The sequence below is a fragment of the Kitasatospora sp. NPDC004531 genome (assembly GCF_053602195.1).
Genome location: NZ_JBSGDD010000082.1, coordinates 20,682 through 33,164 on the forward strand (window position 1 = coordinate 20,682; position 12,483 = coordinate 33,164).

Annotated in this window: 12 protein-coding genes and 2 pseudogenes; 10 read left to right on the forward strand and 4 right to left on the reverse strand. The window is 73.1% G+C overall.

The window, feature by feature from the left end; genetic code table 11:
* Positions 1 to 97 precede the first annotated feature (97 nt).
* Positions 98 to 1,147, forward strand: coding sequence for a hypothetical protein (locus ACWEMJ_RS26630; protein WP_452139659.1), 1,050 nt, complete (start codon positions 98 to 100; stop codon positions 1,145 to 1,147).
* Between the two features lie 447 nt (positions 1,148 to 1,594).
* Here ACWEMJ_RS26630 and ACWEMJ_RS26635 read toward each other — a convergent pair whose 3' ends face one another.
* Positions 1,595 to 2,629 carry an LLM class flavin-dependent oxidoreductase gene (locus tag ACWEMJ_RS26635; protein ID WP_452139660.1) on the reverse strand — a complete coding sequence of 345 codons (1,035 nt, stop codon included), beginning with the start codon at positions 2,627 to 2,629 and terminating at the stop codon, positions 1,595 to 1,597.
* Positions 2,630 to 3,026: 397 nt separating this feature from the next.
* Positions 3,027 to 4,181 carry a methyltransferase domain-containing protein gene (locus tag ACWEMJ_RS26640; RefSeq protein WP_452139661.1) on the reverse strand — a complete coding sequence of 385 codons (1,155 nt, stop codon included), beginning with the start codon at positions 4,179 to 4,181 and terminating at the stop codon, positions 3,027 to 3,029.
* Positions 4,182 to 4,646: 465 nt separating this feature from the next.
* Between ACWEMJ_RS26640 and ACWEMJ_RS26645 the strand changes: the two genes are divergently transcribed.
* The 6 genes and pseudogenes from ACWEMJ_RS26645 (at position 4,647) to ACWEMJ_RS26670 (ending at position 8,958) form a co-directional block, all read left to right on the forward strand.
* Complete coding sequence (locus ACWEMJ_RS26645; RefSeq protein ID WP_452139662.1) at positions 4,647 to 4,967, forward strand: peptidoglycan-binding domain-containing protein; 321 nt, start codon at positions 4,647 to 4,649, stop codon at positions 4,965 to 4,967.
* Between the two features lie 289 nt (positions 4,968 to 5,256).
* Positions 5,257 to 6,183: pseudogene (mvaD, locus tag ACWEMJ_RS26650) on the forward strand (diphosphomevalonate decarboxylase); the annotation flags it as partial.
* Positions 6,184 to 6,574: 391 nt separating this feature from the next.
* Positions 6,575 to 7,039 (forward strand): hypothetical protein, encoded by a 465-nt coding sequence (locus ACWEMJ_RS26655; protein WP_452139671.1) that lies wholly within the window; start codon positions 6,575 to 6,577, stop codon positions 7,037 to 7,039.
* Positions 6,952 to 7,602 (forward strand): terpene synthase family protein, encoded by a 651-nt coding sequence (locus ACWEMJ_RS26660; RefSeq protein ID WP_452139668.1) that lies wholly within the window; start codon positions 6,952 to 6,954, stop codon positions 7,600 to 7,602. Before ACWEMJ_RS26655 ends, ACWEMJ_RS26660 begins: the two co-directional genes overlap by 88 nt.
* A gap of 31 nt (positions 7,603 to 7,633) precedes the next feature.
* A pseudogene (locus ACWEMJ_RS26665) lies at positions 7,634 to 8,617 on the forward strand (cytochrome P450); the annotation flags it as partial.
* Entirely contained in the window at positions 8,545 to 8,958 is a 414-nt protein-coding gene (locus ACWEMJ_RS26670) for a cytochrome P450 (protein ID WP_452139669.1), read from the forward strand. The pseudogene ACWEMJ_RS26665 and the gene ACWEMJ_RS26670, both read left to right, overlap by 73 nt.
* Before the next feature lie 280 nt (positions 8,959 to 9,238).
* Here the strand turns inward: ACWEMJ_RS26670 and ACWEMJ_RS26675 are convergent, their stop codons facing one another.
* Both ACWEMJ_RS26675 and ACWEMJ_RS26680 read right to left on the reverse strand, forming a co-directional pair.
* On the reverse strand, positions 9,239 to 9,457 hold the full coding sequence (locus tag ACWEMJ_RS26675; protein ID WP_452139663.1) for a hypothetical protein: 219 nt from the start codon (positions 9,455 to 9,457) through the stop codon (positions 9,239 to 9,241).
* A 407-nt stretch (positions 9,458 to 9,864) separates the two neighbouring features.
* A complete protein-coding gene (locus tag ACWEMJ_RS26680) occupies positions 9,865 to 10,209 on the reverse strand; it encodes an SDR family oxidoreductase (protein WP_452139664.1) in 345 nt (114 codons plus the stop codon).
* A 160-nt stretch (positions 10,210 to 10,369) separates the two neighbouring features.
* Here ACWEMJ_RS26680 and ACWEMJ_RS26685 point away from each other — a divergent pair, with 160 nt between their 5' ends.
* The 3 genes from ACWEMJ_RS26685 to ACWEMJ_RS26695 all read left to right on the forward strand — a co-directional run bounded on the left by ACWEMJ_RS26685 (position 10,370) and on the right by ACWEMJ_RS26695 (position 12,429).
* Positions 10,370 to 10,852, forward strand: coding sequence for a Dps family protein (locus ACWEMJ_RS26685; RefSeq protein ID WP_452139665.1), 483 nt, complete (start codon positions 10,370 to 10,372; stop codon positions 10,850 to 10,852).
* A 55-nt stretch (positions 10,853 to 10,907) separates the two neighbouring features.
* Positions 10,908 to 11,273 carry a hypothetical protein gene (locus tag ACWEMJ_RS26690; RefSeq protein WP_452139666.1) on the forward strand — a complete coding sequence of 122 codons (366 nt, stop codon included), beginning with the start codon at positions 10,908 to 10,910 and terminating at the stop codon, positions 11,271 to 11,273.
* A gap of 817 nt (positions 11,274 to 12,090) precedes the next feature.
* Complete coding sequence (locus tag ACWEMJ_RS26695; RefSeq protein ID WP_452139667.1) at positions 12,091 to 12,429, forward strand: hypothetical protein; 339 nt, start codon at positions 12,091 to 12,093, stop codon at positions 12,427 to 12,429.
* The last annotated feature ends 54 nt before the right edge of the window (positions 12,430 to 12,483 follow it).

Here is a 12,483-nt window from a genome sequence, read left to right on the forward strand (position 1 = left end):
ATCATCGGCATGTTGTGCCGGGTGCCGGCGGAGTCGGTCGTGGGGGAGTGTTGTCGTGGCTTGGTGGAGCAGGCAGCCGGGGGACCGGGTGCGGTGGGTGCTGAAGCCGCTGGTGGGAGTGGGGCCGCTGCGGTTCGGGATGGATGCGCAGGAGGTCCAGGCCGTGCTGGGAGGGGCAGACTCCGGGCGCTTGCACTTCGGCAGTGACGGGAGCTGCAGCGAGTACTACGGGGAGCCGGGGCTGACCGTGTTCTACGGGCCGGGACCGGGGCTGACCGCGGTGGCAGTCGACGCCGTGGGTGGGCCGCTGGTGTGGCTGGGGGAGGTCGAACTGGTCGGCCGGGTGCCCTCCGAGGCGAGTGCGGACCTCCGCCGCCTCGCCCTGGACGGACAGGTCGAGGTGCGCACGAACCGGTACGGAGAGGCGGAGGTGCCGACGTGGGGCGTCTCGTTGGACGCGGCGCAGGAGTGGGGGCTGACACCTGAGGGGTGCGTGCAGCGCCGGGACGCGATGGTCACCGGCCTGCTGGTCACCGGCCCGGAGCTGGCCGAGGACCTGTGGGGCGCCGCGCCGGTCGCGGGCCCGCGCGAATTCCGTGACAGGCCGGCCGATCCGGGGCCGTGGCCGGTGACCGCCGACACTGACCGGCCGCGCTGGCAGTGCGCGCCTCTGAAGGGCGTCGGGCCGTTGCTCTTCGGAATGAGCCCGCGGCAGGTGTCGGACGCGCTGGACGGCGAGGCGCCGGCCGACCGCGACGGCTACCGCCCTTACCCGCCCCACAGCTCCTGGGCCGAGTACGGCGATCCCGAAGAGTGGCTCGTGACCGACGAGCGCTACGACCGGGCCGGCATCAGCGCGCATTACGGGCACGAGGAGGACGGCCCCGAGCTGGTCGGGGTCAGCGTTCACGGACGCACCGGCCCCCAAGTGCTGCTGGACGGCATCGAACTGATCGGCCGCAAGCCGTCCGCCGTCGAAGCCGACATCACCCGCTACATCCAGGAGCGAGAGCTCGACCTGCGTCTCGCGTGCAGCGGGGATGTCGGCTCGGGTGGTCTCCAGGTGTGGGTGCGGGCCGAGCGTGCGGGAGACGCCCCGGTCAGCGCGGCCCACTTCTGCATCGAGGGCCTGGAGTACCACGGCTGACACCGCCCGCCGGACACGCGAGGACGTCGCCGCCCGCCAGGCCTCACTCGACGAGGCCGCCGACGAGCGAGAGGTCGCCGACGAGCGAGAGGTCGCCGGCGGCTCGGCCGGCAGCGCGAGCCCGAGGACGCCCCGACCCCGGACGCCAACGAACACGCCCGCCAGCAGCGCGAACGTCACCGCGTTGCTCCCGCCGTCGCCCGCGCTACCCCGGGCCGGGGCGATCCCGCTGCGCACCCGCCCGCCTGGCTCCGCCGCGGACCGGAGCGGTGTGAGCCGCAGTCGGTCTCGCTCGGGGCCATCCCCGCGCCCGCAGGCGCGAGTGCTGCACAACCTGGCTTTCCCGCGGGCGTTCCTGCTCCTGGCGGTCGCCTCGGCCGTGCACGTCGGGTGAACTCGGCTGTGGCGCCCGCCAGGTGCTGTCCGGTCGGTCTTGCCGGGCAGTCGTTAGTCGGAGGTGGGCTTCCAGCCCAGGAGGGGGCCGAGGCGGGTGGCGAGGTCGGTGAGGATCTGGGTGTAGTCCTCGGGTGCGAAGGTGAACGGCAGGGCGATCGCCACCTCGTCGACCTCGCGGAACGAGGCGTTGGCGTAGAGGAGTTCGGCGAGCTGGTCGGAGCCGCCCACCAGGTCGGGGGCGAACAGCAGCCGGGCGGGGCCCTGCGGGGTGCGGGTGCGGGCGTGTCGCGCGGCGGCGTACGCCCGGTACTTGGCCCGCTGGGCGGGGGTGGCGCTGTCGGTGGGGAGCACCACCAGGCCCTGCGAGACCCGGGCCCGTTCGCCGTCGGGGTGTGCGGCCCGGAAGGCGCGGATCTGGGCGTGCTGGATGGCGTCGAACTCGGTGCCGGTCTCGGTGCCGGTCTCGGCCTTCACCACGTTGCTGGTGAGCAGCCGGAGTCCGTGCTGCCCGGCCCAGCGGGCGGAGCGCAGGCTGCCGCCGCCGTACCAGATCCGTCCGGCCAGGTCGGGGACGTGCGGTTGGACGTGCGGCGAGTACGACTCGATGCCCTCGGTGCCCTGGAAAGCGCTTGCCGGGTCGCCGCGCAGCAGTCCGAGCAGCCGCTCGACCCGGCCGTAGCCGAAGTCCTCGCGGTCGGCGGAGTCGGGGTACAGCGCGTCCTTCACGTCCTCGTAGTGCGCGGGGACGCCGACGCTGACGCCCGGGTTGAGCCGGCCGCCGGACAGCACGTCGACGGTCGCCAGGTCCTCGGCGTACCGCAGCGGGTTCTCCCAGCCGAGCGGGGTGACGGCGGTGCCGAGGGCGATCCGGCGGGTGCGTTGGCTCGCGGCGGCGAGCACGGTGAGGGGCGAGGAGATGCCGTACTGGAGGTGTCGGTGGCGCAACCAGGCGCTGTCGAAGCCGAGTTGCTCGCCGAGTTCGATCAAGCGCAGCGTCGCTTCGTGGCCTTCGGCGGGCCGGTGTTCGTCGAACAGTCCGATGGTCAGAAAGCCCAGCGAACGCAGTGGCCGGTCGGGGGTGGGCACCGGGTTCCTCCTTGCGCGGCGGCGGCCCCGCATGGCCGCCCGTTCCGTCGCTGCCACGCTCACACACCTGCGGCGGAACGATCAACGGTGTGGCGGGTGATTGTCACGCGGCGTCACCGCACCGCAATGGCGCGAAATCCCCTGCCGGGCCGGGGCCGTCGCCGGGCCCGGATACCGTGCTGCACCAGCCGCTGCGTCGGGTTCCTCGGGAGAAACGATGGTATCCACTTCGCCGGACACGGGGTCACAGATGAGCCTCACGCGGTCAGTTCGCCTTCCAACCCGGGGGCGGCCCGGTGAAAGTGGCGCCGTCCCTGCGGGCGCGGGGAGCAGGGGACCTTCGTCGGGTGGGTGGGGCCTGTTCGTACGTGCCGGTGAAGCCGTCCGTGGTGTGAGGTCAGGCCGGGGTGGGCCAGCGTGGTCCGGTGTCCACGTTGTTGAGCCACGTCCACTGCTCGTGCGGTGTGACGGTCATGCCGTAGTCGTACACCTCCGGCCGGCCGAGCCCGGTCCATTCGTCCGTGGCGGCGCCGATCTCGTCGGCGAGGCGGCGGGGGCCGCCCTGGTGGACGAACACGCCGTCGGGTGTGGACGAGAGCGTCGCCCAGGACGAGACGCCGTCGTGGATCCACGCCGACACCCCGTCCTCGTCGGCCGCGGTCTCCACCCGGACGTCGGGGAGGGCGACCCGCAGGTGGAACAGCAGGTCCCAGTCCGCAAGTTCGGCGGGATCCCGATCCGTGCGCTGTTCGGGGCCGGGCGGGGCGTTGCGGCGGAGGTCGGCGAAGCCGTGGGCCGGGGCGCCGGTGGTGGTGGTTCGGTCGGGCATGAACTGGGCCAGGCCCTGGAGCCAGCCGGTCGCGGTCTTGTGGTCGTCGGCGACGGTGAGGGCGACGTGGCCGAGCCGGCCCCAGGGTGCGACAAGGCGGCCGCCCGGTGCGGTCTGTTCGATCCACGTCCACGGGATCCGCTCGACGGCGTAGGTGGCGATGACACGGTCGAACGGCGCGCGGGCGGGCAGCCCTGAGGTGCCGTCGCCCTCCCGCACACCCAGGTCCAGGCCTGCGGCCCGCAGGCGGGCGGCTGCGGCGGCAGCGAGGCCGGGGTCGACCTCGATCGAGGCCACCCGGCCGGGCCCGGCGCGGTGGGCGAGCAGTGCCGCGTTCCACGCGGTGCCGGTGCCGAGTTCCAGGACGCGGTGGCCGGGTTCGAGCAGCAGCGAGTCGAGCATGTCGACCACGACGGCCGGCGCGGACAAGCTGGACGACGGCAGGTCGTCGGCGATCTGGGTGACCGCGGGCCGGCTCGGGTGGCTGTAGAGGAGTTCGAGCCACCGCTCGGGGGCGGTGTCGCGGTCGACGGGCTGCCAGGCGTGGCCGTCCCAGTCCCACAGGCGGCCGGGTGCGAACAGGTCGCGGGGCAGCGCGGCGACCGCGGGGCGGATCCACGGCGAGCGGTCCGGCCACTGCCCGGTACGCGCCATCTCCGCGTCAAGGCGCTGCCGCCACGGTGCGGCCGTGGGCGGGTTCGTGGTGTCGTCGACCGCGGTCACCGCGCGTCCCCTTCTACTTCTTGTGCTTGCCGGTGCCCGGCTGGGGCTTGTCGACCTTGCCGTCCGCGTTGCCTGGCGGAGGCGTCCCCGTCCCCGGATCCGGTGCCGGCTTCTCGTGCTCGCCCATGACCTCTCCTCCCCGACGCCCGGCCGGACCGACCCCGGCCGGGGCCATCCTTCCGTCCCCGCGCCGAGCGCGGAAGGGCGCACAAGAGCGCGCGACGAGCGCGCCGGATCGACCTGAGCCGACTCGGAGGGCCATCCCTATGGGCGCGGGGAGCAACGTCAACCGGTGGGTGGTCCTGCCGCCCGACTCGAAAGGGGTCATCTCGGATGCGCCGGCGTGTGAAGCTCTCCCTGATAGCGGCCACTGCCCTGGCCGCAGTCCTTCTCCCCGTCGGGGCCGCCAGCGCGGCCCCGGCGTCCGCCAGTACCGGAGGGAGCCCGACGGCGTCCGGACCCGCCTTGATCACCGAGGTGGTCGACCTCGGGCTGAACACCTCCCAGGCGAAGCAGGTCCAGTTCTATCTCCGCTACTACGTCGGGGTCTACACGGGTGCGATCGACGGACTCCTCGGGACCGAAAGCTGGAAGGCCATGCAGCGGGTCCTCCGTTCCTACGGGTACACCGGGGCCATCGACGGCGTTGTCGGAACCGGAACGATCAAGGCCCTCCAGCAGTACCTGAAGAGCGACGGCTTCTACTCCGGAGCCATCGACGGCATCGCCGGATCGGGCACCCAGGCCGCGTTCGCGGCCTGGGCCAGCCAACTGCCCATGGACTGACACGGAGACGGCCGACCACCCCCCCGGTGGCCCGGCCGACAGAACCCCGAAACCGACCCGGTCTCGGACGGGACACCGAGCGGCTGTCGGAGTCCGCAGCCCGCACCCACGGATCAGCACAGGGCGGTCTGCTCGAACTCGGGCAGACGGAAGCGCGTGATCCTGGCCGGGGCGAGTTCGTCCTTGGCCGCGTCGGGCGGGGCCAGTGCCACGAAACCGGGGGTGGCCTGCCGTCGGTGAGGCCCGGTCCGTTTTGCGGGCCCGTGTCCGGGGCGCGCATGATCGAGACATGACGGGATTCGCGCGGGCGCCGATCCGCGACGGGGGGCCGGCCGTGGTCTGGGCTCAGGCCAGTGCGAACGTCGCCCTGGTGAAGTACTGGGGAAGGACGCCGGGGCCCGGCGGCGGGCCGGCCGGCCCCAGCCTGTCCGTGACGCTGGACGGCCTCGCCTCGGCCGCCTGCGTGCGGGAGCGGACGGGCAGAGCCCGCACGGACCGCACCCGCTGGGAGCCTCCCGGCCCGACCGCCGACCTCCAGCGGTTCGTCGCCGACGCCCGTACCCGCCTGGGCATCACGCGTCCGCTGGAGGTGGCGGTCGCCTCCGACTTCCCCGTCGCCGCCGGCCTCGCCTCCTCCGCCTCCGCCTACGCGGCACTCACCCACGCGCTCGCCTAACTCGCGCCGACCCGCCCGCCGCCGGACGAGCTCGCGGCGCTCGCCCGGTACGGCTCCGGGTCCGAGTGCCGGTCGATGCTCGGCGGCTTCGTCCAGTGGCGACCCGGCGACGGCGGCGGGACCGTCACGCAGGTCGCGCCCCCCGAGCACTGGCCGCTGACCGTGCTCGTCGCCGTGACGGACACCCGTCCCAAGCGCGTCCCCTCCCGCGAGGGCATGGCCCGCACCAGGGACACCTCGCCCTTCTACGACGCCTGGCTCACCGCCGGCGCGGCAGACCTCGACACCGTGCGGGACGCGGTGCGCGCCCGCGACCTTGCCGCACTCGGCACAGCGGCGGAGCGCAACGCCCTGCGCATGCACGCTGCCGCGCTCGGCGCCGACCCGCCGCTGCTGTACTGGGAGCCCGCCACCGTCGCGGTGGTCCGCGAGGTGTGGCGGCTGCGCGAGCGCGGCGTGCCGGCGTACTTCACCGTCGACGCGGGCCCCCAGGTGAAGGTGCTGTGCGAGCCCGCGGACTCCCGGCGTGTCCTGCGCGCGCTCACCCACGTCCCCGGAGTCCGGTACGTCCTGCGCTCCCGCCCCGGCGGGCCGCCCCGCACCCTCGCCGGCCCCCGTCCTGGACGCGCACCGGAGGCGGGCGGTGAGCGACGCGGCGGTTCGTCGGACAGCGGCAGACTCCGGTCGCAGGGGCCCGCTCCGGCCGCACGGCCCGGTGCCCGCCCTGCCGGCCCGGGCCTTCGCCGCGCGCAGGCATCCCCTGCCGGGGGGCGGGACGTCCCCTGCTCAACCCGGCCTCCAGGGCCCGGGCGGGACCTCCCTCGCGGGAACCGGCCCGTGATGTTTGGCTGGACAGTGGACGAAGGGCTGTCGCCTCCGCACACCGCGCGCCCTCGTGCGCGCGGTGCTGCGGCTCCTGGAAGGAGCTGCCATGCCGCAGGACATCCCCATGCACATACCGTTCCCCGCCCGGGTCAACCCGGACGCCGCCAGGGTCGCCGACGAGGAGATGCGGTGGCTGCTCCGCTTCGGCCTGCTGCGCTCCCCCGAGGCGGTTCGGCGCCACCGCAACGGCGACTACACGGACCTGGGAGTCCGCTTCCACCCCGCCGCCACGGGCGAGGGACTCGACCTCGCCATCGAGCAGCAGAGCTGGTTCTTCCTCTTCGACGACCAGTTCGACGGCCCGCGAGGCGACGACCCCGTCCAGGCACAGGCGCTGATCGACGGGGTGCAGGACGTCCTGCGGCACCCGGACGGACGGCCGGACCGGCCGCCCCCGCCCCGATCGTCGCGGCCTTCGCCGACATCTGGGCACGGTCCCGGCACGGCATGTCCGAGCACTGGCGCAGCCGGGCGGAGCGGCACTGGCACCTGTACCTGGAGAGCTACGTGACGGAAGCCCGCCGCCGCAGCCGCGGCGAACCCCCGACCGAGACGGACTATCTGCCCGAGCGCCGCCGCTCGATCGGGGTGCAGCCGACCCTCGACATGGCGGAGCGGGCCGGACACTACGAGGTCCCGCAGCGGGTGTTCACCAGTGCTCCGGTGACGGCCATGCGGCAGCTCGTCGCCGACTTCGTCATCCTGGACAACGACCTGGTCTCCCTGGAGAAGGAGGAGGCGCGCGGCGACCCGCACAACCTCGTCCTCGTCCTGCGACGCGAACGGGGACTCTCCCGCGACGCGGCCGTCGAGGAGGTCGCGAGGATGCGCGCCGACCGCGTCCGGGGGTTCACCGACCTCGAAGAGCGCCTGCCTCAGGAGTGCGACCGCCTGGGGCTCACCCCGGCGGAACGGGACCTCCTCGACCGCTACCGGCACGACGCCCTGCGCACCCTGATCCGCGGTGTCCACGACTGGGCCCAGCGGGCCGGCCGATACACCCCCGCACACATCATCCCGGCCGAACGCCCCGGCTACCTCGACGACCTCGGGACGCCGCCCGACAGCACCTGACCACCCCGTCACGACCCATCCGGAGGCGAAAATGCCCGGCCCCCTGCCCGTAGTCGGCGACGCCTGGCCCCTCTTGCGCGACCCGATCGGCTTCCTGACCGACCTGCCCCGCCGCGGCGACCTGGCGCAGCTGCGACTGGGCCCGATGCCCCTGTCCGTGGTCTGCACCCCCGACCTCGCCCAACAGATGCTCAGGGACGACCGCACCTTCGACAAGGGCGGCCCGTTCTTCGACCGGATGCGCGATCTCCTCGGCGAGGCCGTCGCCACCTGCCCCCACAGCCGGCACCGGCGCCTGCGGCGACTGGTGCAGCCGGCCTTCCGCGACGAGCAGCTGCGCCGCTACCGGCCGGCGATGCGCGCCGAGGCCGAACGCCTGGCGGACTCCTGGTACGACGGACAGCACGTGGACGTCATGGCCGCGACGATGACCTACACCACCCGCCTCGCGCTGCGCACCCTGTTCTCCGTCTCGCTCACCGAGGAGCGACTCGACACCGCGGTGTCCGACATCGACACCTGGGTCGTCGGCGTGCCCCTGCAGATGCTGCTGCCGCCCGCGGCGGGCCGCCTGCCGCTGCCCGCCAACCGCCACTACCGGGACGCCATCGCCGGCCTGCGCGCCACCATCGCGAGCGCCGTCGAGGAACGCCGCGGCCGGCCCCTCGACACGGAGGAACCGGACCTGCTCGCCAGCCTGATCACCGCCCAGGACTCCCAGGACCCGAGCGGGCGCCTGAGCGACGCCGAACTCATCGATCACGCCGCCACGTTCCTGGCCGCCGGAACGGAGACCAGCGCGACTGCCCTGGCCTGGATGCTCCACCTGCTCGCGCTCCATCCCGAGGTGCAACGGGACCTGCGGACGGAACTCGCCGAGCGGGAGGGTCAGGCGGACGCGGCGGACGCGGCGGCCCGCCCCGGCCACGACGACGGCTCGCTGTGCCACCGGGTCGTCCTCGAAGCCCTGCGACTGCACCCGCCGGCCTGGCTGCTCACCCGCGCCGTCACCGAGCACACGGCCCTGGACAGCACCCCCCCCTGGAAGAGGGCGCCACCGTCGCCTACAGCCCCTACCCCCTGCACCGCAACGCCGCGTACTTCCCCGACCCGCACGCCTTCCGCCCCGATCGATGGACCGGCCGGACGCCCGAACCGGGCACCTTCCTCACCTTCGGTGGTGGCCCGCGCTCCTGCGGGGGCCACCGGTTCGCCATGATCGAACTCACCGCCGCGCTGCGCGCCGTCGTCGCGGCCTGGGAACTCGAACCCCTCGACGCCGGACCGCCGAGGCCCCGCCTGGGAGCCACCCTCGCCCCCAGCCGCCTGCGGCTGCGCGTGCGCGCGCAAGGCTGAACGGCGGCGGGCTGGAAGGACCACCCGATGCGCGACGAAGCGCCCGCACGACGCCGAACCGGTCGACCGTCCCCCGCTGTGGTGTCCGCTGCCCGTGTCACTCCATCCCGCCCGGCGGGAGACGGAACCGGCAGCACTCCGCGGTCCAGCGGGAACGGACTGGTGAGCTGTCGGTGGAGCGGACGACCAGGTCCGGCGGAGGAAGTAGCACTATTACTTCCCGGTGCACGCAACAGCTTCCCCGATTCTCCGGCTTCGGCGGAAGAGCTCGCCCCTGGACTCAATAGGCCTGGCCCAAAGAGGCCCAACTGCTGGTCATGGGGAACTCATCGCGCAACTCGCCGAGTGGAAGATCGATTTCATGGGAGCTCTCCGTGCAGTCGTCCCCTCTCATCAGCAATTTGACGAGTTGGGCGGTGATCCAGCCGCCGTCGAGATACTCGGGCCGCAGGTCCAGGAGGCGCCGGTGGCCGAACGTCGGGACCAGGTCGCTCTCCACACACGCCCTGTAGCCCGCGTACGTGTTCGGCGTGCCCGACCGCGAGGATGCCGCCCCCGGAGGTGGTGCTCGGCGAAGTGGCGCCGGGCGCGCTCAGCGCTGGGGCGGGCCCGGCGAGGGCCGTCTCGAAACGCGCCTGCCACGCGGCCGGGACGGCACGGCGCACGGCCTCCGCTCCGGCCTCGTCGGCGGTGGCCGGCGCGTGCGCACTGCGGTCCAGCTCGATGGCCACGCGTTCCTTGTCCTCGCGGCCGAACCATCCGATCACCGGCTGCCGCAGCCCTTGCCAGGCACTCGTTCCCGCAGTCTGCACCACCGCCGTGCCGCCGACCGCAGCCAGTGCGGTCAACCCCTCCGCCGGCATCCGCCGTCGCCTCGCTCGTCTCCTCGGCCGACGCGAGCGACCGTCACCCCCGAACTGGCCCTCCACAGAACCTTCTTCGAAGCTGGGCGATCAACCACCCGCGACTGGACGGCCCTTGGTGGGCTTCCTTCAGCTGGACACGCTCGCTGAGCTCGTCGGCCCGGCGGCCGCAGGCGAGGGAGATCCCGGCTTTGCCGACCGCGACGTCGAGCCGGCCGAAGCGCTCGACGGTGGCCGCGGTCAGGGCGGTGACGGACTCCTCGGAGTCGATGTCGGCGGCGACGAAGGCGGATTGGCCGCCGTTGTCGCGTATCTCGCGGGGCGACGGCTTCGCCCGCTGCCTTGCAGCGGCCGGAGACGAGGACAGCGCGGCCGGCGAGGCCCACACGCTCGTCGGCGGCGGACCGGGCAGCTGTCATCCGACTGCGTCCCGTGAATCGGCCGAGCCTTGATCGCCCAGTACCTGCCGCACCGTCAGATGACTGATGCCGAGCGGCGGCGCGGAGCCGAGGATGGAGAGCGCACGCCCCCACCGAAGGGACACAGCAATGTCCGAACCCCCCGTCATCAACAGCTCGTTGCCCGGCAGTGCCCGAGCCGTCGCCGGCAGTGCCCTCCAGGCCACTCTGGTGGACCTCCTCGATCTTGCCCTGGTGGCCAAGCAGGCGCACTGGAACCTGTACGGTCCGCGTTTCCGTTCGTTGCACGGGCAGCTTGACGAAGTGGCCGTCACGGCCCGGGACTTCGCAGACACCGTCGCCGAACGCGCCGCCGCGCTGGGGGTCGCCCCGGACGGCCGGGCCGCGACCGTCGCCGCCACGAGCGCCGTTCCCGCGATCGCGCATGGCCCGCTGGAGGACCGGGCGGTGGTGAACGCCTTGGTGGACACCTTCGCCACCGTCACCCGCCGGCTGCGCGAGCGGATCGCCGCGACCGACGGGGCGGACGCCGTCACCGGGGATCTGCTGATCGGGCTGATCGCCGAACTGGAGAAGCAGAGCTGGATGTTCCAGGCGGAGAATCAGGCCTGACCCGTATCCTCCTGGCAGCCCTTCACACCCTTCACACCCACGAAAGGTGGTTCAGATGTTCCGCACCCCCAAGGACCTGCTCCGCGGATCGGCCGCCGCCGCGGCCGTCGTCGTCGCCGTTCTCGGCCTCGATGCCGGATCGGCCTCCGCCTCGACCGGCTGGCCGCCGTTGCAGCCGGGCGCCCACCTGTACGCGGGCGCCGGCGGGAGCGGCGCGGTCACCGAGGTCGACCTCGCCGACCTCGGCACCTGCCACACGCTGTCGACGCCCGCCCGGTCGGTGCAGGTCGTCAATGGCTCCGCGTCGGTGCTGCTGTACGCCGGCGCGGACTGCACCGGTGCCGGCCCGTGGGCCACCGGCTCGCTGGCCCAGTCCAACCTGCCCTGGCCGGTGCTGAGTTACCGGGTCGTCCGGGCCTGATCCCGCTTCACCGGTCCCAGGAGGCCTCGTTGGCAGCGCAGGCCGACCGGGGCGGCCACTTCGCGGCCCGGGAGCAGCCGCAGCTGCCGGCCGAAGAACTCCGCACTGCCTTCCGGGCGTTGAGGTAGCCCCGGCGAGGACCGCACCAGGAGAGGTGCCCGGGTTGCCGTGCCGATGGCGGCCCGGGCCTTTTCCCATCGGTTCAGTTCCTCGAACGGTGGAGTCTGCGTCCAGAAGCTGTCCCGCTGGGGGCACAAGGGCGTACCGCCGGGGCGGGCGCGGACCAGGCCCCCCAGCCGACCGCCCGCACGGGCGTTCGTCCGGGTGGCGGCCGCGGCGGCGTGGGTCCAGCGGACGCAGAAGCCCCTGAGGCGGACGCCCGACCGGTGCAGGGCGCGGACCTCGCCCGGGGCGCATGCCGGTGCCGAGCTGATGGGTAGCAGGGCGGCGGCGAGAAGGCGGCGCGTTGGGACGGTGTGGCGGCCGTTGTTGCGGGACCTATGTCTACAACTGTAGATGGCCGCCGTATGCTGCTACGGCACCGGTCCGCTGCTCGCAGTCTGCTACGTCGGCGTTCGGCGGCGGCACCACGAGTGTGCCCATTCCATTCTGATGGCCCGTTGCCGGACGAACCGTCTCGCCGGCCGGCTGCTGCCCACTCTGTCTGGGGGAAGACTTCCTCCGCTACGGCCGCAGCCATTCCGTCCACCACCCCAAGCGCGGGTCGGGTGTTGGTCAGTTTCATCCTGGCGGATGATGGGCGCACAACCCGCGCACGATGTGACGGGGCGGGGCGGTGGATGAAGGTGTGGTTCCCGTGACCGAGGAGGGAACCCGCAGTGGATCGATGGGACCGGGTGGGTCGGCCGGCTGCGTAGGGGGCGGCGCTGGTGACGAGGTCCTCCTGTTGATCAAGGTCTCGTGGGTGGTCGGCGCGCTCGCCGGACTCTTACCGATCGGCGACGGATTCGACCTGGCCGGCTGGGTGGTGCTCAACACCGTGACCATCGGCATGGCAGGCACCGGGATCGTCATGGCCCTCGCCGTCGTGCGGCCCTGGGGAATGCGGGCAACGGGGTCGCTGGTGGCGTTCGCGGCCTGGGCGGGGTCGAGATTGCTAGGACTTGTCCGGTCGATCATGTGCGGAGCCAGATGACCAGGGCTGCTGCGGTGACGGTTCCGAGGTAGACGTATCCGCGTTTGTCGTAGC